20 protein-coding genes are annotated in these 21,691 nt (G+C 74.7%); 3 read left to right on the top strand and 17 right to left on the bottom strand.

The annotated features are described in order from the left end of the window. Positions 1 to 104 precede the first annotated feature (104 nt). Positions 105 to 1,454: a streptophobe family protein gene (locus tag BX285_RS36020; RefSeq protein WP_121179692.1), complete on the top strand. Its 1,350-nt coding sequence runs from the start codon at positions 105 to 107 to the stop codon at positions 1,452 to 1,454. A 42-nt stretch (positions 1,455 to 1,496) separates the two neighbouring features. On the opposite strand, the gene BX285_RS36015 is transcribed toward BX285_RS36020, so the two are convergent. The 5 genes from BX285_RS36015 to BX285_RS36000 all read right to left on the bottom strand — a co-directional run bounded on the left by BX285_RS36015 (position 1,497) and on the right by BX285_RS36000 (position 6,802). Continuing rightward, positions 1,497 to 1,997, bottom strand: coding sequence for a hypothetical protein (locus BX285_RS36015; protein ID WP_121179691.1), 501 nt, complete (start codon positions 1,995 to 1,997; stop codon positions 1,497 to 1,499). 87 nt (positions 1,998 to 2,084) lie between these two features. Continuing rightward, on the bottom strand, positions 2,085 to 2,459 hold the full coding sequence (locus BX285_RS36010; RefSeq protein WP_121179690.1) for a DUF1304 domain-containing protein: 375 nt from the start codon (positions 2,457 to 2,459) through the stop codon (positions 2,085 to 2,087). After that, on the bottom strand, positions 2,447 to 3,607 hold the full coding sequence (locus BX285_RS36005; protein ID WP_259471015.1) for a serine/threonine-protein kinase: 1,161 nt from the start codon (positions 3,605 to 3,607) through the stop codon (positions 2,447 to 2,449). Before BX285_RS36005 ends, BX285_RS36010 begins: the two co-directional genes overlap by 13 nt. Continuing rightward, complete coding sequence (locus BX285_RS37015) at positions 3,604 to 4,242, bottom strand: hypothetical protein (RefSeq protein ID WP_147465304.1); 639 nt, start codon at positions 4,240 to 4,242, stop codon at positions 3,604 to 3,606. The genes BX285_RS36005 and BX285_RS37015 overlap by 4 nt, the downstream gene beginning before the upstream one ends. A gap of 157 nt (positions 4,243 to 4,399) precedes the next feature. Further along, positions 4,400 to 6,802: an FHA domain-containing protein gene (locus BX285_RS36000; protein WP_121179689.1), complete on the bottom strand. Its 2,403-nt coding sequence runs from the start codon at positions 6,800 to 6,802 to the stop codon at positions 4,400 to 4,402. Positions 6,803 to 6,992: 190 nt separating this feature from the next. On the opposite strand from BX285_RS36000, the gene BX285_RS35995 reads away from it, so the two are divergent. After that, positions 6,993 to 8,342, top strand: a complete 1,350-nt coding sequence (locus BX285_RS35995; protein WP_183107367.1) for an acyltransferase — start codon at positions 6,993 to 6,995, stop codon at positions 8,340 to 8,342. Between the two features lie 25 nt (positions 8,343 to 8,367). Here the strand turns inward: BX285_RS35995 and BX285_RS35990 are convergent, their stop codons facing one another. From BX285_RS35990 to BX285_RS35935, 12 genes are all read right to left on the bottom strand, one after another. Beyond that, a complete protein-coding gene (locus tag BX285_RS35990) occupies positions 8,368 to 9,171 on the bottom strand; it encodes a DUF3050 domain-containing protein (RefSeq protein WP_097234676.1) in 804 nt (267 codons plus the stop codon). Between the two features lie 90 nt (positions 9,172 to 9,261). Further along, positions 9,262 to 10,230 (bottom strand): alpha-ketoacid dehydrogenase subunit beta, encoded by a 969-nt coding sequence (locus BX285_RS35985; protein ID WP_121179687.1) that lies wholly within the window; start codon positions 10,228 to 10,230, stop codon positions 9,262 to 9,264. Then, positions 10,227 to 11,357, bottom strand: a complete 1,131-nt coding sequence (locus BX285_RS35980; RefSeq protein WP_259471014.1) for a thiamine pyrophosphate-dependent dehydrogenase E1 component subunit alpha — start codon at positions 11,355 to 11,357, stop codon at positions 10,227 to 10,229. Before BX285_RS35980 ends, BX285_RS35985 begins: the two co-directional genes overlap by 4 nt. Next, the gene (locus BX285_RS35975; RefSeq protein WP_097234674.1) at positions 11,354 to 12,268 is read right to left on the bottom strand and encodes a phytanoyl-CoA dioxygenase family protein; all 915 of its coding nucleotides are present in this window, start codon (positions 12,266 to 12,268) and stop codon (positions 11,354 to 11,356) included. Before BX285_RS35975 ends, BX285_RS35980 begins: the two co-directional genes overlap by 4 nt. Positions 12,269 to 12,308: 40 nt before the next feature. Then, positions 12,309 to 13,298 (bottom strand): 4-hydroxyphenylpyruvate dioxygenase, encoded by a 990-nt coding sequence (gene hppD / locus BX285_RS35970; protein WP_097234673.1) that lies wholly within the window; start codon positions 13,296 to 13,298, stop codon positions 12,309 to 12,311. Between the two features lie 55 nt (positions 13,299 to 13,353). After that, complete coding sequence (locus BX285_RS35965) at positions 13,354 to 14,622, bottom strand: beta-ketoacyl synthase (protein ID WP_121179686.1); 1,269 nt, start codon at positions 14,620 to 14,622, stop codon at positions 13,354 to 13,356. Further along, positions 14,619 to 16,235: a class I adenylate-forming enzyme family protein gene (locus BX285_RS35960; protein WP_121179685.1), complete on the bottom strand. Its 1,617-nt coding sequence runs from the start codon at positions 16,233 to 16,235 to the stop codon at positions 14,619 to 14,621. Before BX285_RS35960 ends, BX285_RS35965 begins: the two co-directional genes overlap by 4 nt. Positions 16,236 to 16,503: 268 nt before the next feature. Continuing rightward, on the bottom strand, positions 16,504 to 17,055 hold the full coding sequence (locus tag BX285_RS35955; RefSeq protein WP_121179684.1) for a hypothetical protein: 552 nt from the start codon (positions 17,053 to 17,055) through the stop codon (positions 16,504 to 16,506). Between the two features lie 14 nt (positions 17,056 to 17,069). Then, on the bottom strand, positions 17,070 to 18,248 hold the full coding sequence (locus tag BX285_RS35950; protein WP_097234669.1) for a beta-ketoacyl synthase N-terminal-like domain-containing protein: 1,179 nt from the start codon (positions 18,246 to 18,248) through the stop codon (positions 17,070 to 17,072). Further along, positions 18,245 to 18,532 carry a hypothetical protein gene (locus BX285_RS35945; protein ID WP_097234668.1) on the bottom strand — a complete coding sequence of 96 codons (288 nt, stop codon included), beginning with the start codon at positions 18,530 to 18,532 and terminating at the stop codon, positions 18,245 to 18,247. The genes BX285_RS35950 and BX285_RS35945 overlap by 4 nt, the downstream gene beginning before the upstream one ends. Further along, entirely contained in the window at positions 18,529 to 18,804 is a 276-nt protein-coding gene (locus BX285_RS35940) for a phosphopantetheine-binding protein (RefSeq protein ID WP_097234667.1), read from the bottom strand. Before BX285_RS35940 ends, BX285_RS35945 begins: the two co-directional genes overlap by 4 nt. Before the next feature lie 114 nt (positions 18,805 to 18,918). Further along, the gene (locus tag BX285_RS35935) at positions 18,919 to 20,370 is read right to left on the bottom strand and encodes a class I adenylate-forming enzyme family protein (RefSeq protein ID WP_220784030.1); all 1,452 of its coding nucleotides are present in this window, start codon (positions 20,368 to 20,370) and stop codon (positions 18,919 to 18,921) included. A gap of 180 nt (positions 20,371 to 20,550) precedes the next feature. Between BX285_RS35935 and BX285_RS35930 the strand changes: the two genes are divergently transcribed. Then, the gene (locus BX285_RS35930; protein ID WP_121179683.1) at positions 20,551 to 21,654 is read left to right on the top strand and encodes an alpha-hydroxy acid oxidase; all 1,104 of its coding nucleotides are present in this window, start codon (positions 20,551 to 20,553) and stop codon (positions 21,652 to 21,654) included. Positions 21,655 to 21,691 lie beyond the last annotated feature (37 nt).

Genomic DNA, 21,691 nt, shown 5'->3' with positions numbered 1-21,691 from the left:
AGGTCCCGCGGTCGTCGCCGAGCGTGCCCGCCGGCCGTCGGCCACCCTGGAAACCGACCGAGCCGGAGCCCCGGCCGGACCGGAGGCCCAGACCAGGAGGCGGCATGCAGCAGCCCACGACCCGCGCCGCGGGCCCGCCCGGGGCCGTCCGGGGCTGGTTGGACGCGCTCGCCGTCGTACTGGCCGGGCTGGTCGCGATGGCGGCGGTGGCCGCGCTCGGCCTCTGGCTGGCCGGCGCGGACTCCCTTCCGGACGGCGGTTTCCCCGCCGTGCTGGCCGCGACGCTCGCGCTCGCCGTCGGCGGATCCGTCCAACTCGACGGCGGTGCGGGCGGCTTCGCCGCGCTGGACGCCGGGATCAGCGCGATGCCGCTGTCCGTCTCGGTGGCGGGCGCGGTCGCGATGGCCGAGGTGTTCCTGCGTCAGCTGCGCTTCCGGGCGGTGGCCGGCGGCGGTGAACTGCTCGGTCGGATCGCCCGGACGGCCGTGGTCTGGCTGCTCGCCCTCGTCCTGCTGGCGGTGGTCGCCCGGCACACCTTCGTGGTCCGACTCGGCGGCGACCTGGTGCAGTCGCTGGGCGGCGCGCTCGGCCTCACCCCCGAGGTCGGCTTCCACGCGGAGGTCCCGACCACGGTCGGCATCGGCTTCGCCTGGCTCCTGCTGGTACTCGCGGCCGCTTTCGCGGTGTCCCGGCGCGCGCCGTTGCCGTCCGCCCTGGTGCGCTACCAACTGGCGGTCCGCCCGGCCGCGTTCGCGCTCTGGATGGTGCTGCTCGGGTACCTGCTGATCGGTGCGGTGGCGGGGGTGGTGACCGCGATCGCGCACGGCAACGCCCGGCAGACCATGGCCGTCGTGCTGCTGGCGCTGCCCAACCTGGTCTGGCTGGCCTTCGGCGTCGGGCTCGGCGCCGAGTGGCACGGACGGTTGGTCGGCGGTCTCGGCCTGCCCGTCCCCAAGCCGCTCGCCGAGGCGCTGCGCGCACCGCAGGGGCAGCAGGCGACGATCGACCTCGGCACCCTGGCCGAGCACGACGCGCGCAGCTGGTGGCTGCTGCCGCTGGCCGCCGTCCTGCTGCTCGCGGCGGCCTTCCTCGCGGCGCGCCGCTCGCCCCGCAGTGTCCGGCTCTGGCAGCACGCCGTGCGGTTCGCGCTCGCCACCGCCGTCACCGTGCTGCTGGTGGGCCTGTGGACCCGGGTGGACGCCGACTACGGGCTCTCCGTGCTCGGCGTCGGCCTGGGCCAGGGCGGCCTCGGCGACCTGATCGGCGCCGTCCTCGGCAGCTCCAACCCGCTGGCGAGCCTGGGCAGTGGCAGCCTCACGCTGCACCCGTCACTGTGGACGGCCGTGCCGCTCGCGGCGGGCTGGGGCCTGCTCACCGGTGTGCTCGGTGCGCTGCTCGCGACCCGGGTCCAGCACCGGGGAGAGGTCACCGAGGAGGACCCGCGGGGCAGATGAGCGGCCGCGTCCGGCGCAGGACGGGGCTGCCGGAACGGCGGCTCAGAACAGCCGGTGGCCCTGTACCCACACGCTCTTGCGGCCGTCGTCCCCGAGGTGCCGGAGCTTCTTGACCCCGTGGTGCAGGCCCGCCGTGGCCAACAGCGAGGGGCCCACGATGGCGCCGACGGCGGCCAGGGTGAGCAGCAGGCCGATGTCGGCCACGGCCGCCTGGTCGTGGCCCTCCTCGACGGTCTGGCCGCCCTGCTGGATCAGCAGCGGGACGGTGACCAGCAGCGAGAGCAACAGCAGCCAGCCGAGCACCCGTTGGACCCGCTGCTTGACCCGAGCCTTGGTGGCGGTCTCCACCCGAACCGAGAACGCCCGTCTGCAGCGCGGACAGATGATGCCCACGTCCCGGTCCCCGGCGGCGGGCCGGGGAGAGCCGCCCTTCGGCAGGTGCGCGACGCTCCACTCGACCTTGGTCCCGGTGGGGCCGTGCTCGATGCTCACCCGGCAACCGAGGCTGACGACGTACCGGTCGTCGATCGGGAACTTGCCCACTGCCGCCACCCCCTGGCGCCGCCGCGACCCTCGCGGGGCAGGCGGATTGTAGCCCCGTCGGTTGGCGGTGAAACACGTGATGTGCCGTCAGAAGGCCTCGGCCAGGAGGATCACCGCCGCCGGGACGGCCTGGCCGAGCGCGCCGCGCCACAGCTTGGGCTCCGAGACGACCAGGGTGGTCCCGCCCGCGACCATGAACGCGGCGATGTAGAGGATCACCGGTCGGCCCGCGCTGCTGTGCCCGGTGTGCAGCAGGACCAGGCCCGTGACCAGGCCGAGCGCCAGGAACAGGTTGTAGAAGCCCACGTTGAAGCGCCACAGCCGGACCTCCGGGGCGTCCGCCGTGTTGCCGGTGAGCAGGTAGCGCACCCGGGGGTGTCCGTACAGGAAGCTCTCCAGCGGCCACACGATGAGGTGGATCGCGGCGGCGACCATGGCGAAGACCTGGCTCACGGCGTCCATGTGGGGCGGCTCCCTGCTGAGCGGTTCCCGCCCGGTTCGGCGGGCGCGGACGGTGCGCCGGGTGCGGCGGGTCCGTACGGGCCGTAGGGCGGGTACGGGGCGGCCGGTGCGAACGACGCGGACGGTACGGGTGACCAGGACGGCGGGTGGACGACGGGTACGGCCCAGGCCGGCGGCTCCGGCACCGCCCGGGGGCCGCCCGGGGAGGCCACCGGGACGACCTGGGTGGGCGGCCCGCCGCCGCCCCACCGTCCCCCGGCCGGGGCGTCCTCGGCGGCGGTCGCGGCGCGCAGCTCGGCGACGAACTGCAGGCAGCTCGCGTACCGCTCGTCGGGCGTCTTGGCGAGGGCCCGGGCGACCACCGCAGCCAGGGCGTCCGACAGGTCGGGCCGGTGCTCGCGCAGGGCGGGCGGCGGGTCGTTGAGGTGCGCCCAGAGCAGGGCGAGGTCGCTCTCCCGCCGGAACGGCGGGGTGCCCGCGAGCATCTCGAAGACCACGCAGCCGAGGCTGTACTGGTCGCAGCGCCCGTCCAGGGGCTTGCCGGAGATCTGCTCGGGCGCCGCGTAGTCGAGCGTCCCGACGATCTGGCCGACGCTGGTCAGCCCGCTCAGCGAGAGGGACTTCTTGGTCAGCCCGAAGTCCGCCAGGTACAGGTGCTCGGGGTGCTCGCTGTCCGTCCCGGCGGCGACCAGCACGTTGCCCGGTTTGACGTCCCGGTGCACCAGGTCGTGGTCGTGTGCGGCGTCCAGGGCGGAGGCGATCTGCAGGGCCAGTCGGGTGGCCCGCGGGGCGGGCAGCGGGCCGCTGCGGCTGAGCAGGGCGCGCAGGTCGCCTCCCTCGACGTAGCGCATGGCGATGAACAGGATGCCGTCGTGCTCGCCCGCCTGGAACACCGGGATGATGTGCGGGTGGTCGATGGCGGCGGCGGCCTCGGACTCGTGCATGAAGCGCTGCCGGAACACCTCGTTGCGGGCCAGTTCGGGGGCCAGCAGCTTGACCGCGACGGTTCGGCCGAGCCGCAGGTCCTTGGCCCGGTAGACCACGGCCATCCCGCCGCGCCCGATCTCGCTCTCCAGTCGGTAGCCCGCGACCTTCCGCCCGACCAGGCCGGCGGGCAGGCTGGGCGCGGACGGCCGCTCGGAGGTCACGGCTCACTCGTCCGGGTGGGGGCGTACGGGCTGTGCACCGGAGCCGGGGCCGCTGCGGGAGCCGGTCCCGGAGCCGGCGAGGCGCCGGGCGCGGGGGTCGGCGCGGGCGCGGGCGCAGGGGTGGAGGCCGGCCGCGGTGCGGCGGACGGCGGCGGCCGGTCGGTGGCCGCGTAGGTCTGGAGCTGCAGCCCGTCGCAGTAGCACCAGCGGTCGTGCACCGGGTCGAAGACCCACAGCTCCTCGCCGTCCACCACCAGGCCGATCCGCAGGCCGCGCGAGCGCTCCCGGAAGCTCTCCAGGTCGAGCGTGCCCGCCGCCAGGTCCTCCAGCAGGGTGCGGTAGCGGGCCAGCGTGCTCTCGGCCTCGGCGAGGGCGGGCCGCGGGTCCGCGGTCCGGGCCGGCGGGCCCCCGGCCGCGGGCGGCGGCTGCGGGAGGGCGACCAGCAGTCGGCCGTCCACCCAGGTGGTCCAGCCGTTGGAGCACAGCACCTGCGCCCAGTCGCCCTGGCGGCCGAGCAGTTGCAGCGGGAGCAGGGCATCCAGCCGGGCGGAGGGGCGTCCCGGGTCGGGGGCGGCCCAGGAGGCCATCCCGCCCGGCGGGGCGACGTGGGTCGGGCGCAACGCGAACTCGTCCATGGGCGGCTACATTTCCTCCGCCGCGCGACCCCCGCCGCGCGCGGCACGACTCGCTCCACAGGTCCTCTCCCACTCTACCGGGGGAGGCCGGGGCCGACCCGGCGTCGCCGACGGTGCACGATCGGTGGGGTACCCGGCTCCGGAGAGGTCGGGCAGGCTACTTGCGCATGATCGTGGGCTCGTGCCGCCGCAGCAGGGCCAGGACCAGCACCCCGTACGCGGCCGACAGCAGCGGCAGCAGGACGATGCTGAACAGCCAGCCGGAGCGCTCGTGCCGGAACATCGGGTCCGCGGTGATGTCGTTCGGGAACAGCGTGTGCAGCTGGACGGTACGGGCCATCGCCGACATGCCCCAGCGGGACGGGATCAGCCAGGCGAACTGCTCCAGCCCGGGGACACCGTGGAGTTTGAGCATCAGGCCGCTGAAGACGATCTGCACGACGGACAGGAGGACCAGCAGCGGCATGGTGGCCTCCTCCTTGTCCACGAGCGCGGAGACCACCAGGCCGAGCATCATCGCCGAGAACGCGAGCAGCGCGACCGCGATGATCAGTTCGGGCAGCTGGGGCATCACGACGCCGGTCGGCACCGCCGAGGAGAGGTTCACCCCGGCCAGGCCGACCACGGTGAGCACCGCGGCCTGACCCACCGTGACGATGCCGAGGACCATCACCTTCGAGACCAGGTAGGCCGATCTGGACAGCCCCACCACGCGTTCCCGCTGGTAGATCGCGCGCTCCTTGACCAGCTCACGCACCGAGTTGGCGGCGCCGGTCAGCAACCCGCCGATGCAGAGCGTGAGCAGGCAGTTGACGGCGTTGACCGGGGTGAGGCGGGAGCCGGCCATCACCCGGCACATCAGGCCGATGACGAACGGCAGCACCACCATGATGGTGAGGAACAGCCGGTCGGCGGCCAGTACCGAGGCGTACCGGCGCACCAGGGTGCCCAGCTGGGCGAACCAGCCCTGCGGCTTCTCCCGGCCGATCTCCGGTCCGATCGCCGCTGCCCTGCCGGGTGCCTGCTCCGGTGCCCGCGCGCGGCCGGCGGCAGCAGGGACGGGCGCCGGGGCGTAGGGCACCGAGGGCACGGCCTCCGCCGCCACGTACCGCAGGTACTGGGGCGAGGCGCGGAAGCGGCTCTGCCACTCGGCGTGCTCCTCGTTCTCGAAGGCCTCGAAGGCCTCCGGCCACTCCTGGTAGCCGAAGTAGTCGAGCGCCTCGCCGGGCGGCCCGTAGTACGCCGTCCGCCCGCCAGGGGCCAGCACCAGCAGCCGGTCGCAGACGTTCAGGCTCAGCACGCTGTGCGTCACCACGACCACCGTGCGGCCGTCGTCGGCCAGCCCGCGCAGCATGTGCATCACCGAGCGCTCCATGCCCGGGTCCAGGCCGGAGGTCGGTTCGTCGAGGAAGAGCAGGGACGGCTTGGTGAGCAGTTCCAGGGCCACGCTGACCCGCTTGCGCTGGCCGCCGGAGAGGCTGGCGATCACCTGGTCGGACCGGGCGTCCAGGCCCAGCTCGTGGATCACCTCCCGGACCCTGGCCTCCCGCTCGTGCGGGTCGGTGTCGCCGGGGAAGCGCAGCTCGGCGGCGTAGGACAGGGCTCGGCGGACGGTGAGCTGGGTGTGCAGGATGTCGTCCTGCGGCACCAGGCCGATCCGGCGGCGCAGTTCGGCGTAGTCGCGGTAGAGGTCGCGCCCGTCGTACAGCACCGTGCCCTCGTCGGCGGGGCGCAGCCCGGTGAGCGCGTTGAGCAGGGTGGACTTGCCCGCGCCGCTCGGGCCGGCTACCGCGAGCAGCGCCTTCTCGGCGAGCGGGAAGCCGACGTCGTCCAGCAGCACCCGGTGGTCGGGGCCGACCCGGACCACCAGGTGCTGGACGTCCAGGGAGATCTCGCCGGTGTCGGTGTACTCGACCAGGTGGCCGTCGGAGAGGCAGAGCGCGGAGTGGCCGATGCCGACGATGTCGGCCGGGCCGACCGGGGCCTGGTGGACCGGGCGGCCGTTGAGGTAGGTGCCGTTGTGGCTGTCCAGGTCGACGATCTCGTGGCTGCCGTCGGGCAGTTCGCGCAGCTCGGCGTGGTGCCGGGAGACCACCAGGTCGTCCAGCACCAGGTCGTTGTCGTGCGAGCGGCCGATCCGCACGGTGTGGCCCGGCAGTTGGAGGACCGCGCTGGGGCTGCGGAAGGTGCCGGAGCTCTGCGGGGCGACCAGCGACGGGCGCTCCTGCGCGGCGGCGGCGGGCAGGCCGGCGAAGGTCGCCGAGGGGCCGTCGGCCGGGTCGCCGAAACGCAGCCGGGTGCCGGGGCCGACGTCCTCGCGGGTGACCCGGTGGCCCTGGTCGTAGGTGCCGTTCGTACTGCCGACGTCCTCCAGCAGCCAGTGGTCCTCGGTGGCGCGCAGGATCGCGTGGTGCCAGGAGACCCGGGGGTCGTCCAGCACGATCTCGCTGGTCGGGTCGCGGCCGAGGTGGTAGGCCCGGGCCGGGTCGATCAGCTGCGACTCGGAGTCGGTGACCAGGACGAGGGGCGGCGCGGTGAGTGCGCCTGGGCGCTCTCCCATGGTCGGCATTCTATCGCCCGGTGGTCCGCGGGGCCTTTCCGGAGGACTTCCCGAACTGCGGGATTGGACTGGACCACTGGGGCGCGCGGCACTATCGTTCGGCGTGCCCGCGCACGGGGTGCGGCCGGGTGCGCGCAGCCGAACGTCCGAGTCCTGCCGAGTGTCGTCGAGTGCTTCGGAAACGGAACCCATGAGCATCTGGCCCCGGTTGCAGCGCTCCCGGACGGTTCGAGCCGGGCACGCCACCGGGCGGGTGCTGCGCTGCGGGCTGATGGACACCATGCTCGCCGACCTCGCCGTCTCGGTCGTGCTCTGCTTCGAGCAGCCCCTGGACGACGACCGGCTCGCCACCGGCCTCGCCCGGGCGCTGGGCCGGGTGCCGGTCTTCGCCGGACGCCTGCGCACCGTCGACGGCGCACTGGAGGCGGTCTGCGACGACAGCGGCGTGCCGTTCGAGGTCCACGCCGTGGACGGCACGCTCGCCGAGGCGATGGGCCGCGTGGCGGCGCCCGGTTCCGAGCTGGTCGACCCGGTGGACGCCCCGGCCGCCCGCACCGGCGGCGCCCCGCTGCTCACCGTGCGCGTCACCCGTACCGCCGACGGCGGGACGGTGCTCGGCTGCTCCTGGCACCATGCGATCGGCGACCTGCACAGCTTCATGCTGCTGCTGCGGATCTGGTCGGCGGCGGTCGAGGGCGACCCGCTGCCGGCGGCCGAACTCGTCGCCGACCAGGATGCGTTGCTCGCCCAGGTGCTCCCCGCCGAGGACTGCGGGCGGCCCGGCTTCCGGGTGCCCTCACCGGAGGAGGCGGAGCTGCTGGCCCGCACGGTGGCGGCCGGTCCGCTGGCCAACCGGACCGTCCAAATCGCCTTCACTGACGAGGAAGTGGCCCGGATACGCGGGCAGTTCGGCGCCGCGGCCGGGCGCCGGCTCTCCTCCGGGGACGTGCTCTGCGCCCATCTCCTCACCACCCTGCGGGAGTTGGACGGCGACGACGCCGAGCGAATGCTGACCGTGCCGGTCAACGCCCGCCACTGGCTGGGCCTCTCGCCGGCCCTGGTCGGCAACCTGCTCAGCGAGATCCATCTGCCGCACCGGCCCCAGGACGGCCCGGCGGCGCTCGCGGGCGCGCTGCGGGCGGCGGTCGAGGAGTTCCCGACCGCGCACCTCAACCTCCGTGCCAACCTGGGCTTCCTGGCCGCGATCGGCCGCTCCCGGCTGCGCGCGTGCGTGCCGCTGGGCTTCGACCCGGCGGCGCGCCGGTTCAGCTTCTCCAACTGGAGCCGCTTCGGCGCCTACCGGGTCCGGTTCCAGGGGCAGCACCCGGTGTTCTTCAGCCCCGCTGCCAACTACCCTCTGCCGTGGGTCAGTTGGACGGTCGAAGGCTTCCGCGGCGAGGGGTACCTGACCACGGTGGTGCTGCCGGCCCGGCTCGCCGCCCGGGTCCGCGGGGCGGACGGCCGGGCGGCGCTGCACCGCTACCGGTCGGTGGCCGACGAGCCGCCCACGTCCTCGGCCGTCCTGCCCAAGGTGCTCTGAGGCCCAGAGTGCTCCGAGGCGGACGTCACCCGGCCGAGGCGGCCGGGAAGGAGCGCTCGATCGCACTCCAGAGCCGGGACCTGGCCTGCAGCGCGGTTCGGACGGTCTCGGCGCAGGAGTCCCACTTGGCCTGGTCGTCCCCGCACAGGTCGATCAGCATCTGCATCGCCATCGGCGTGTGCTGCTCGCCGTCGACCTCGATGTGCCGGGCCAGGTAGTCCTTGAAGACGGTGAGCACGCCGTCCGGGTCGTCGATCGCGATCACCTGGGCGAACATCTCCGGGATCAGGTCCTCGCGGCCGAAGGCGAAGGCCGCGGCCCGGCAGTGCACCGGGGCGTTCTCGATGACGGACCAGGTGGTGCCGGTGAAGTCGACGGCGGCCTGCGGGACTTCGGCCGTCTTGAGGGCGTCCGGCACGGCGGTGCCGGCACCCAGCAGGTCCAGGAACTCCTCCACTGGGCGGGGGTTCGCGCCGGCCTGGCGCATGCCCTCCAGGTACAGCTCGAAGTGGCTGGTGTAGCCCTCGCCCAGTTCGTCGCTCTCCTCGACCAGCACGATCTCGTTGATCAGCCGGCGGCTCGCGGTCGGGCCGTTCGGCACCCACGGGACGTCCACGCAGGTCAGGTCGCGCTGCAGGCTCTTCAGCAGCGACATGAAGTCCCAGACGGCGAAGACGTGGCTGTTCAGGAAGGTGCGGACGCGCTCGATGCTGTCGAGCCCGCGGTACACGGAGTGGCCGACCACCTCGCGGCGCAGCGGGTCGATGGCCCGTTGCAGGCTGGTCAGTCCGGGGTGGGAGCGGTCCCAGTGGTAGCGGTTGGCGGACATGCGGACTCCTTGTCGGTCGGTGGCGCATCGGTCGGTGGCGCATCGGTCGGCGGTGCCTGATTCGGTGGTGACTATTCGGTGGTGCCTGTGTCAGTGGTGCTTCATGACGCCGTACAGTGCGTGCCGCAGTTGCTCGCGGCCCGGCTGGACGGCCCGGTCGAGGGCCGGGGCGAAGGGCAGGACAGCGCCGTCGGGGCGGGTGATCCGGCGGGGCGGGGCGATCAGGCGCAGCTCCTCGGCGGCGGTGGCCAGCACCTCCGCACCGAAGCCGCAGCTGCGGTTGGAGTCGTCGAACACGACCAGTCGGCCGGTGCGCTCCAGCGAGGTGGCGAGCGCGGCCCGGTCGAGCGGGTGGAGCGTGCGCGGGTCGAGCACCTCGACGGAGAGGTCCGCGGCGACCTCCTCCGCCACCGCGAGCGCGTCGTGCACCAGGTGGCCGACCGCGACCACGGTGACGTCGGTGCCCGGCCGGTGGACCCGGGCGCGGCCGAGTGGGACGGGCGCGAGGTCCCGGGTGACGGTCTCGCGCACCGGCAGGGCGGCGGCGGGGGCGAACACCATGACCGGGTCCGGATCCCGGATCGCCGAGCGCAGCAGCCCGTAGGCGTCCGTCGGGGTGGCGGGCACCACGGTCTTGATGCCGGCGTGCGCGAACAGGCTGTACGGATGGTCGGAGTGCTGCCCCGCCCGGCCGTCCCGGGAGCCCGACCCCGGCACCAGGCAGGTCAGCGGGACGGCCGCCTGGCCGCCGGTCATCAGCGAGAACTTGTGGGCCTGGTTGACGAGTTGCTCGAAGACCAGGAACAGCAGCGAGGGGATCTGGAACTCCAGCACGGGCCGCCGGCCGGCGAGCGCCGCGCCGACCGCCATCGCGGTGAAGGCCTGCTCGGACAGCGGGGTGTCGACGATCCGCCCCGGGCCGAAGCGCTCCAGCAGGCCGAGCGTGGGCCCGGCCAGACCGGCGCCGATGTCCTCGCCGAAGACGCAGACCGCCGGGTCGGCGGCGAGTTCGTCGGCCAGCGCCCGGTTGAGCGCCTTGGTGTAGGAGAGCCTGGTCACGGTGTCGCTCCCGCCCGGGGTCGCAGCCCGTCGGCGTACAGGTGGTCCAACGCGCCCGCCGGGTCCGGGTGTTCGGAGCCGAGCGCGAACTCCTCGGCGGCGGCGAGCTGTTCGGCCACCGCGCGGTCCAGGGCAGCGGCCGCGCCGGGGTCGAGCAGGGCGGCGGCCCGGGGGAGCGGGTCGCGTGCGCGCCAGGCCTCGACCTCCTCGGGGGCGCGGTAGCGCAGCTTCATCCGGCGCTCCATGGTGTGGTGGCCCTCGTAGCGGTAGGTGCGGCACTCCAGGAAGCCGGGGCCGTGGCCGTCGCGGGCCCGCCGGACGGCGCGCAGGGCGGCGGCGCGGACGGCCTCGGTGTCCATGCCGTCCACCTCCTCGGCGGGGATGCCGAACGCGGCCGCCCGCCCGGTGGCGCTGCCCGCGACGGCGGTGGCAGCGGGCAGGGTGGTGGCGTAGCCGTTGTTCTCGCAGACGAACAGCACCGGCAGTCGCCACATCGCGGCGAGGTTGAACGACTCCAGCAGGACGCCCTGGTTGAGCGCGCCGTCGCCGAAGAAGGCCACCGCGACGGGGAGTTGTCCACGCGGCTCGCACTCGTTCCGAGCGTGGTCGTTCCGAGCGTGGTCGTTCTGCGCCTGCTCGTTCTGCGCCTGCCGGGCCGCCCAGGCGGCGCCGACGGCGATCGGGGCGCCCGCGCCGACGATGCCGTTGGCGCCGAGGATGCCCAGCGAGAGGTCGGCGGCGTGCATGGAACCGCCCCGGCCGCCGTTCAACCCGTCGACCCGGCCCAGGAGTTCGGCGAGCAGCCGGTGCGGCGCGGCGCCCCGGGCGAGCACGTGGCCGTGCCCGCGGTGGGTGCTGGTGAGCCGGTCGGCCGGGCCCAGGGCCGAGCAGACGCCGACCGCGACGGCCTCCTGCCCGATGTACGGGTGGATGCCGCCGGGGATCGCGCCGGACTTCACCAGGGTGAGCGCCAGCTCCTCGAAGCCGCGGATCAGCCGCAGCATCCGGTAGCGCTCAACGGGCGTGCCGAGCGGGGCGGGGTCGCTCGCGGCGGGGGCACTCGGGGAGGTAGTGATCGGCGCTGCGGGACTGCGGGGCCCGGCCGTTGACATCAGGGGAGCGGTCACGGCCGTCCCCGCCAGATCGCCGGGCAGAAGTCCGGGTCGGCGTAGTCCGGCCGGCCGTCGGCGGTGCGGCGCACCAGCACGTCGTGGTTGTACACCACCGGGCTGCCGTCGCCCCGGTCGTGCCGGCGGTACTCGTTGGCGCCGTCCTGCAGGTGCAGCGAGACGGCCCGGCGCGGGTGGGAGGCCAGGTTGGGGCCGCTGCCGTGGTAGGTGCGGCAGTGGTGGAAGGAGACGTGGCCGCGCGGGATCGGCATCGGGACCTTGCGTACCTGCTGCCCGTTGTGAGCGGCGTTGGCGGCCAGGATGCCGTCCAGCTCGGCGCGATCGCGGTCGGCGAAGTGCCGGGTGGAGTCCTCGCCGGAGGGCAGTTCCTGCCAGCGGTGGCTGCCGTCGACCATGGTGATGGTGCCGTTCTCCTCGCGGCAGTCGTGGAACGGGATGAAGGCGGTGAGCATGTCGGGCGAGGTGCTGGTCTGCCAGTAGTGCTTGTCGAAGTGCCACGGCACCTGGTTGCTGGGCTCGCCGGGCACCGGCGGTTTGTAGATCAGGGTGGCCTGGAAGATCCGGATCTCCTGCGCCCCGGCGAGCAGCGCGGCCACCGCGCCGACCAGCGGCTTGCGCAGGATCGCGCCGATGGCGTCGCTCTCGTAGTGGACGTAGTCGTTGTGCCGCTGGACGGGCCCGTCCGAGGGCTGCCAGGAGGCCAACCTGGGTGGCCGGACGGGCAGTTCGCGGTCGCGGTGGCCCGCGTAGTACAGCTCGGTGGCGGCCTGCAGGGCGTCCAGCTCCTCGTCGCTGAACAGCCGGCGGGACAGGTACCAGCCGTGCTCGCGGTAGTGGGCCACCTCCTCGGCGGTGGGCAGCAGGGCGCGCTCGGCCTCGGTGAGCCGGAACTCGGCGGTCTCGGTCATCGTGCGGGCCTCCTTCGGGGGTGGGGGCGGGGGCGGGGGATCAGAGGGCGGAGGCGGCCGAGCTGTGCCGCCTGATGGCCTCGTACAGGGCCTTGATGTTCGCGGTGCCGAAGGTACCCGCCCCCTGACGCTCGATCAGTTCGAGGAAGAAGGTGCGCCTGGGGTGTGTCGAGCGGGCGAAGATCTGGAACAGCTGGCCGCCGTGGTCCTGGTCGACCAGGACGTGCAGGTCGCGCAGGGTCTCCACCGGAATGGCCGTCTCGCCGAAGCGCTCGGCCAGCACGTCGAAGTAGGCCCCCGGGGTGGTCAGGAACTCCACCCCGCGGGCCCGGACGGTCCGTACGGCGGTGGTGATGTCGCGGGTGCTGAAGGCGAGGTGCTGGACGCCGGCGCCGCCGTGGGCGGAGAGGAAGTCGTCGATCTGGCCGGGGCGGCGGCCGGTGTCGGGCTCGATCAGGGTGAAGGTGACGGCGCCGGACGGGCTCTGCACGACCTTGGAGTCCATCGCCTGCTCGCCGACCTCGATGTACTCCTCGAAGATCGTGTGGAAGCCGAGCGCGGCCTCGCAGAACCGGACGGCTTCGGCGAGCCGGCCGGCCGGGAGGCAGATCGCGACGTGGTCGAGGTGGTCCAGCAGCCGGGGCTCCGGGCCCGGTTCGGCGGTGCGCAGCGGGACGAGGCGCAGTGCGGTGTCGCCGAAGCCGGCGATCAGGGCGCCGGCCCGGTCCAGCACCCGGGCGCCGTGCCGCTCGGCCCGCTCCAGCGCGGCCTGCGGGTCGGTGCAGCCGAGGGCGAGTACGGCGACGCCGTCCCCGTGGCGGGCGACGAAGTCGGCCACCGGGTGCTCGGGGGCGGCGGCGGAGGTCAGGTGCAGCCGGATCGTGCCCTGGCGCAGTTCGATGCTGCGGGTGCCGCCCGGGCCGATCGACGGGGTGTCGGCGGTGAAGCCGTAGTCGGCGCAGAGTTCGGTCGCGGTCTTGTCCGCGTCCGCGCAGTGGAACTCGGCGTGGGTGATGGTCTGGATGGACAACGGGATCTCCCCCCGGAGGGATGGGCGGGTCGAGGATCGGGCCGGCTGTCGTGAGCTACCGGGCGGTGCGGGTGGAGGCCGGGCCGAGGATGAGGCTGAGGTTGTGGCCGCCGAAGGCGAAGGCGTTGCTCAGTGCGGCGCGCACCGGGGTGCTCCGGGCGGCGCCCCGGACGTGGTCCAGCTCGCAGGCCGGGTCGGGGTCGGTCAGGTTGAGCGTGGGCGGCAGCGTCCCCCTCGCCACCGCCAGGGCGGTCACCGCCGCCTCCAACGCGCCTGCGGCGCCCAGGAGATGGCCGGTGGCGCCCTTGGTGGAGCTGACCGCGGGCGGCTGCCCGCCGAAGACGGCGCGCAGCGCTGCGGTCTCGGCCACGTCACCGAGCCGGGTGCCGGTGCCGTGGGCGTTCACGTAGTCGATGTCGCCCGGGGTCAGGCCCGCGTTGGCGAGCGCGGTGCGCATCGCGTCGGCGGCGCCGCTGCCGTCGGGGCGGGGCATGGTCGGGTGGTGGGCGTCGGTGGAGGCGCCCCAGCCGAGGACGTCCGCGTAGCCGGCGGCGCCGCGCGCGTCGGCGTGCTCGGCGCGTTCCAGGACCAGGACGGCGCTGCCCTCGCCCAGCACGAAGCCGTTGCGGCGGCTGTCGAACGGCCGGCTCGCCTGCTCCGGGTCCGCCCAACCCTGGGCCAGGGCACGGGCGTTGGTGAAGGCGGCGGCGATGGTGGGGTGCAGCGAGGACTCGGTGCCGCCGCACACCACCACGTCGGCGTCGCCGGCCCGGATCAGCCGCAGTCCCTCGGCGATCGCCTGGGCGCCGGCCGCGCAGGCCGTCACCACGGCGGAGCTGTAGCCCCGGATGCCGTGCTTGATGGCGACCCGGGCGGCGGCCATGTTGGAGAGCATGCCGGGCAGCAGGTACGGGCTGACGCCGGGGCGCCCGCGCTCCAGGCGGCGGTGCGACTGCTGCTCGAAGGTCTCCAGTCCGCCGCCGCCGGTGGCCAGCACCACGGCGGTGCGGTGCGGGTCGGCGTCCCGGCCGACCACCAGGCCGGCGTCGGCGAGCGCGTCGTCGGCGGCGGCCAGGCCGAGCAGCACGAAGCGGTCCACGCCGCGGGTCTCGGTGGGCGGCAGCACCTCCCGGCCGTCCACGGCGGGGGCGATCCCGGCGGCGGGCAGCCAGCCGTGCGCGGCGTGGCCCTCGGGTACGGCCCGGAGGCCGGAGCGGCTGGCGGTCAGCGCCTCGAACACCTCGGCGGGCTTGCGGCCGAGCGGGGAGACCAGGCCGATGCCGGTGACGACGACGCCGGTGCGGGCACGTGTGCCGGCGCTCACGCGTCCACCGCCGCGAGGTGGCGCTCGCGCAGCAGGACCTTGCGGACCTTTCCGGTCGGGCCGAGCGGGATGTCGTCCGGGGAGACCACCAGCACCCGCCGGACGGTCGCGGCGGCGGCCTCGTCCAGGGCCGCGACGACCGCCTCGGTGTGGTCCGCGGACGGGTCGGCGCCCTCGGCGAGGAGCAGCAGCACGTCGGTGACCACCTGCTCGCCGTCCCGGACGGCCACCACCGTGCAGTCCAGCACCTCCGGGCAGGCGGCCAGCACCCGCTCCTCCGACATCGCGGTGAAGAGCCGCTTGCCGCCGTCGAGTTCGACCGAGTCGACGGCGCGGTCGACGTGGTAGTAGTAGCCCTCCTCGTCCCGGTACATCAGGTCCCCGGTGAGGAAGCGGCCGCGGATCCGGGTGCGGAAGGTGGTGGCCGAGTCGTTCCAGTAGCCGAGGGCCAAGGTCGGTGAGGCGGTGGCGAGTTCGCCGACCTCGCCGGGGCCGAGGGGTTCGCCGTCCGGACCGACCACCTCGCAGTCGACGAAGGCGTGCGGGCGCCCGACGCAGCGGCCGTAGCGTTCGGTGCCGGGCCCGTGGGTGATGAAGAAGTGCGAGTGGCCCATCTCGGTGGAGCCGAGGCCGTCCACGAACTGGGAGCCGGGTACCCGGGAGCGGCCCGCGCGGGTGACGGTCTCCCGGCTGCCGGTGGCGATCAGCCGGCGGATGTGCACCTCGTGGGCGCAGTCGCCGGTGTTCCACCAGAGCGCGACGGAGGTCAGGTCCCGGGCGGCGAGGTCGTGGCGGGCGAGGTCGGCCCAGGTGGCGGCGAAGCCGATCACCCCGGTGGGTCGCCACTGCTCGATCGCCGCCAGTACGCCGTCGCCGGACTGCCGTGACAGGAAGGCCAGTCGGGTGTGCGAGCTGAGGGCGAGGTTGAGCGCGATCACGGTCGCGGCGTGCGGGGCGGGCAGGGCGCTGAGCATCCGGTCCTGGCCCTGCGGGCGGGGCAGCCGCAGCCGGTGGCGGATCGCCGCGTACAGGCTCGCGTGCGAGTGGACCACGGCCTTGGGCATCCCGGTGGTGCCGGAGGAGTGGGTGATCGCCACCGGGTCGCCGGACCAGTGCCGGTACGGGGCCGGTGCGGCGTCCGGGTCGCCCGCGCCGAGGGTGGCGATCTCGGGTAGCAGCGGCGCGCCCGGGTCGTGGCCGGCCAGTGCGGCCAGGTGGGCCGGGTCGGCGAGGACGCCGGCCGCGCCGAGCCGGGCGGTGTAGCGGGCGGCGCGCTCGCCGTCCAGGTTGGGGTTGAGCAGTGCGGGGATGGCGCCGAGCCGGGCCAGTGCGAGGAAGGCGAGGACGTGGTCGGCGGCGTCACTCGCGTAGACCACGACCGGGTCGCGCGGGGTGATGCCGAGCGCGTGCAGGGCGGCGGCGCGGGCCCGTACGGCGCGGTCGAGCTCGCGCAGCGTGAACGGCTGCCAGGCGGAGTGGTCGTCCACCGGGGTGTCGAAGGTGAGCAGCGGCTCGTCGACGTCCAGGCCGAGCGCGATCCGGGCGGTCAGGACGTTGCCGGCGCCGACGTCGGGGTCGTCCGCGAGCAGGGTGCGGAGACTGCGGATGGTCACGGGGGGTCCCTCCAACGGGGCCGGTGGACGGCCCGGGCGGCTGATCAGGTGGTGGCGGGGTCGGTCGGCCGCGTTCGGGCGGCGGGCGATCCGAGGTGGTGCCGGACGGCGGGTTGCGGGGCGGCGTCGGGGCGCACGGCGGTTGGTCTGCCGGGTGCGGCTGCGTCAGGCGCCGGGCCTCGGCGAACTCGGTGGGACTCGGTGGGCCTCCGGGCCTCTGACCTCTATGGGCCTCGCTGGTGGCTACGGCCGGGGGTGATCGGCGGGTTCAGCTCGGCGACTCCGGGTCCTCGGGTGTCCGGGGACAGGAGAGCAGTACGGCGGCGGCGCGGTCCCCGTCCGGCGTCTGCTCGACGGCCAGCACGAGGACCCGGTCGGCGTCCCCGTCGGCGAGCAGCAGCGCGGCGAGCTCGTAGGCCTCCGCCGGTACGCGGCCTGGTTCGGCCTCGGCCGGGCAGATCGCCACGACGGGGCCGGTCAGGCCCCAGCGCGCCGCGATGTGCCCGAGGACGGCGTTGGGGTTGGACTGGAAGAACAGCAGCGGGCCGGTCCGGTGACCGGGTTCGGCGCTCTGCTCGATCGCCCGCGCGGTGTCGAGGTCGCCGCTCGCGCTGGCCAGCAGCAGGGCGGTCCGTCCGGGGGCGGGCGGCTCGCCGTGGACGGCGCGCAGACAGCGCTCGGCGGCGTCGGCGACCAGCGGATTGAAGCCGGAGGCGGCGAAGCCGGGCAGCGGTGGCGGCGGCCCGTCCGGGCCGGGTGCGGAGCGGCGGGCCTCGGCGAGGACCCGCAGGCCGTGGGCGTGGTCGGCAGGGGAGGTCATGGTGGTGGTGGGTGTCATCCGGGGGCCAGCAGCAGGGCGGTGTTGGCGCCGCCGAAGGCGGAGTTGAGGCTGAGGGCGTAGCGGGGGCGGGCGGCGCGCGGACCGTCCAGGACGAGATCCAGGCCGACGTCCGGGTCCGGGCCGAGCCACCCCGCGTTGACCGGGAGCAGACCGGTCTCCAACGCCCCGACGGTGACGGCGAGTTCGAGCAGGGCGGAGGCCTCCAGGGCGTGGCCGTGCACCGACTTGCTGGAGCTGACCGGCAGTTCGTCGGTGTGCCGGCCGAACACCCGTCGCAGGGCCCGGGCTTCGGCCCGGTCGGCGAGGGTGGACCCGGTGCCGTTGGCGTTGACGTAGCCGACCTCGGCCGGGGCGGCGCCGGCCCGGCCGATCGCGGCCTCGATCGCCCGGGCCACCCCGGTGCCGTCCGGTTCGGGACGGCAGACGTGGTGGGCGTCCCCGGCGCGGCCCCAGCCGGCCAGCCGGGCGAACACCGGCGCGGCCCGGCGCTCGGCCGCCGGGGCGGCCTCGACCAGGACGGCGGCGGCCGCGTCGCCGAGCAGGGTGCCGGTGCGGCCGGCGCTGAACGGGCGCAGCTCGCCGTCGCGGGCCAGCGCGCGCCCGGCGTCGAAGACGGCGAACACACCCGGTCCGACCAGGTGGACGGCGGCGACCAGGATCCGCTCGTGCCGTCCGGCGGCGACCAGGGCGGCGGCGTCGGCCACGGCGGTCGAGGCGGCCACACAGGCGCCGGTGTACACCCGGGTGACACCCGGGGCTCCCCAGCCCGCGCGGACCCCGGCCGCTACCGCCTCGGCGGTGGCCCGGGTGTGCTCGTCGCTGTGCAGCGCGAGCAGGACGGGCAGCGTGGCGCCCTCGGCGGCGGTCAGGCCGGCCTGCCGGCAGGCCTGGTCGATCGCATCGAGCGCCGCCCCGGCCGGAGCCGGCGAGGTGGGAAGCAGCGCGGCCCGAGTGGTCCGGCGGGCGGCCACGTCGAAGCGGGTGACCGGGCCGAATGCGGCTTTGCCGTGCGTGACGGCCTCGGTCAGCGCGGCGAGCCCGTGCCCGGCGGCGCTGAGCACGCCGATCCCGGTGACGACGGGGCGGACCGGGCGGACCGGGCGGACCGGGCCGGACGGCGGAAGAGGGCCGGAGGGGCCGGGCGGGCCGGCGCCCGGGGCGAGGCCGCTCACGGCCGTCCGCCCGCGCGCTCGGCCAGGACGGCCGCCCGCAGCAGCTCGGTCGCGTCGTCGACCGTCCGCACGGCGCCGAAGCGCTCGTCGTCCAGGTCCAGCTGCAGCCCGTAGCGCTGCTCGAACTCGGCGACGAGCCAGGTGAGTTCGAGCGATCCAAGCTCCTCGGGCACGGTGTCGGCGGCGCGCTGCCCGAACGCCGCCAGCATCGTCAGGACCTCGTCCCGTCCCGGCAGGGCCTCGCGGCCGTCCGGCCGGGCCTCGGCACGCTCACCGCCGGTCATGCGGCGCTGCCGGAGGCGGCGGCGAGGGCGTCGATCCGGCGGGCGACGTCTGCGGTGAACTCGTCCAGCGTCATCAGCGCGGTGGTCTCCATCTCGTCCAGGTCGAACTTGATCCCGAACTCGTCCTCGACCTGTACCGAGAGGTCGGCCAGCGCGAGCGATTCGAGGTCAAGCCCGGCCGGGCCGAGGTCGGTGTCCCCGGTGACCTCGGAGACGTCGTACTGCATCTCGGTCAGGGCGGCGAGGACGAACGCGCGGATGCGGTCCTGCATGGTGTGGCTCCTTGTCGGGGGTCTGGCGCTTGGGTGCGTGACGTGCGTGACGTGCGTGAGGCGCGTGACGTGCATGCGGTGCACGAGTGCGCGGGAGTACGTGGCGGCCGGCGGTCAGTGCGTGGTGGCTGCGCCGGCCGTGCCGGCCGAGGCGGTGTCGCGCAGGGCGGCCGGGTCGCGCAGCAGCTTGCCGGTGGCGGTGCGGGGGAGGCGGGGGAGGAGGGCGAGCCGGCGCGGCCGCTTGTAGGCGGCGAGGCGCCGGGCCAGCCCGTCCCGGACGAGGGCGAGGTCGGCGTCGGGTTCGGTGGCCAGGTAGGCCTCGATCGCGCCGCAGTCGAAGACGACCACGGCCTCGCGGACCTCGGGCAGTGCGGTCAGGGTCTGTTCGACTTCGGTGAGGTCGACCTTCAGGCCGCCGATCGAGACCTGGGAGTCGAGCCGGCCGAGCACGGTGACCAGGCCGTTGTCCGCGTCCAGTTCGGCGGCGTCCCGGGTGTGCAGCCAGCCGTCCGACCAGCGGGTCGGGTCGTCCAGCCCGGGGTACGGCGAGGAGATGGCGCCGAGCTGCAACTCGCCCTTCACCAGGCGCAGTCGCATTCCGTGGACGGGGCGCTTGGCCGGGTGGAGGGTGCCGTCGAGGTCGGTGGCGATGACCCCGGTCTCGGTCATGCCGTACATGGTGCCGAGCGGGACGCCGTAGCGCTCGGTGAACAGCGCGGGCAGGCCCGGGCGGACCAGTTCGCCCGCGACGATCATCCGGCGCAGTCGGGGCAGCGCCGGGGGAGCGACCGCCCCCGCCAGCAGCTCGGCGTGGAAGGGCACCCCGATGACGGTGGTCGGCCGGTCGGAGTCGGCGACGGCGGCGAGGATGCCGGCCGCCGTCATCCGCTCCGGCACGGTGAGCGCGGCGCGGGCGTAGAGGGCGTTGAGCAGCCCGCCGACCAGGCCGAGCACGTGGACCACCGAGGACAGCAGCACCACCCGCTCGCCCTCACCGGGGAACGCCACCAGCCTGCGGTAGCAGTCGAGTTCGCGCAGCAGGTCGGCGGCGGTACGGGCGATGACCTTGGCCGGGCCGGTGGATCCGGAGCTGAGCTGGATCAGGGCGTGCCCGGTGCGGGCCGGCTGTCCGTCCGGCAACGGCACGGCCACCGGTTCCACGTCGGAGAAGCCGCGCAGGGCCGCCGCGGGTCGGTGGGCGGAGCCTACCAGCACCTGCGGGGCCAGTCGGGCCACCGCCGCGTCGATCTCGTGGTCGGTCAACCGGTGGTCGAGCAGGGCGACTTGGGCACCGAGCCGCCAGCAGGCCAGCAGCACCGCGACGAACGCCACCGAGGGCGGCAGCCGCAGCGCCGCCGTACCGCCGGGGCCGAGCCCGGCGGCCGTGAGCCGTACGGACTGCTCCTCGACCAGGGTGCGCAGCGCGTCCCGGTCGAGCGGCGCGCCGAGGTGCAGGCACTCCTCGCCGCCGGGGCCGGCCAGCAACAGCCGGTCGACCCAGTCGTGCGGGGCATCGGAGTGCGGCGGTGCGAACGGCGGAGGCGAAAAGGGGGAAAAGCCGGTCAACGCGGCTCCACACAAGTCAGGGGATTTGTCATGAACGCAGTTCACGACCAGAAAACGGCCAATTCCGTTGCCAGACCTTGGCACAGACGTTTGGTCAAATCAAGGTCTATACCAATGTGTCCGTTGCTCCTACGCTGCCGAACCGGGACTGGCCCGCGCGTGGCCGTCCGGGAACGAGGAATGCCCGTGGGAGCACTCACGCTGGCCGGGATCGAGCGCGCAGCGCGCGAACAACTCCCCCCGGAAATCTGGGATTTCATCGAAGGCGGCAGCGGCACCGAACGCACCCTGGCCGCGAACCGGGAGATGTTCGGGCGCTACGCCCTGCGCCCGCGCACCCTGGTCGACGTCTCCGCCTGCGACCCGGCCCTGACCCTGCTCGGCGCACCGCTCGCCCTCCCGCTCGGCATCGCCCCGATGGCCTACCACCGCCTGGTCGACCCGGAGGGCGAGACCGCCACCGCCCGCGCCGCCGGCCGGGCCGGGGCGCTGCTGGTCGCAGGGATGTTCGCCAGTCGCACCCTGGAGGAGATCGCCGAGGCCGCCACCGGCCCGCTCTGGCTCCAGCTGTACTGGCTGCGCGAACGGGCCGCCCTCGCCGCCCTGGTGGAGCGCGCCGAGGCGGCCGGCTTCCGGGCCCTGGTGCTGACCGTCGACGCCCCCAGGATCGGCCGCCGCCTGCGAGACCTGCGCAACGGCTTCGCCATCCCGCCCGCCGTCCGCGCGGTCAACCTGGACCCGGCCCTGATGTCGGCCAGCCACCGTGCAGCGGGCGGCAGTTCGGGCATCGCCGAGCACGCCCGCGAGCAGTTCGACCCCACCCTGAGCTGGGCCGACCTCGCCTGGCTGCGCCGCCGCACCCGGCTGCCGCTGGTCCTCAAGGGCATCCTGACCGCAGAGGACGCCCGGCTGGCCGTCGAACACGGCGCCGACGCCGTCCTGGTCTCCAACCACGGCGGCCGACAACTGGAGGGCTCGATAGCGGCGTTGGCGGCCCTGCCCGAGGTGGTCCAGGCCGTTCCGCACGAGCTGCCGGTGCTGCTCGACGGCGGCGTGCGCACCGGCACCGACATCGCCGTCGCCCTCGCCCTCGGCGCCCGCGCCGTCCTGATCGGCCGCCCCGCGTTCTGGGGCCTCGCCACCGACGGGGAGTCCGGCGTGCACCGGGTGCTCGACCTGCTGCGCGAGGAACTGGAGCACACCATGGCCCTGTTGGGCCGCCCCCGGCTCGCCGACCTGGACCGTACGGCCCTCGCCCCCTGGCCCTGCTGCCCGGCCGGCTGAACCACGCGGGGCCCGCACCACGTTCTCCGAGGAAGAG

It is taken from the genome of Streptomyces sp. 1114.5, from assembly GCF_003635085.1.
Classification (GTDB): Bacteria; Actinomycetota; Actinomycetes; order Streptomycetales; family Streptomycetaceae; genus Kitasatospora.
The sequence above is the reverse complement of the archived record's forward strand: the minus strand, read 5'-3'. Positions and strand labels throughout refer to the sequence as shown.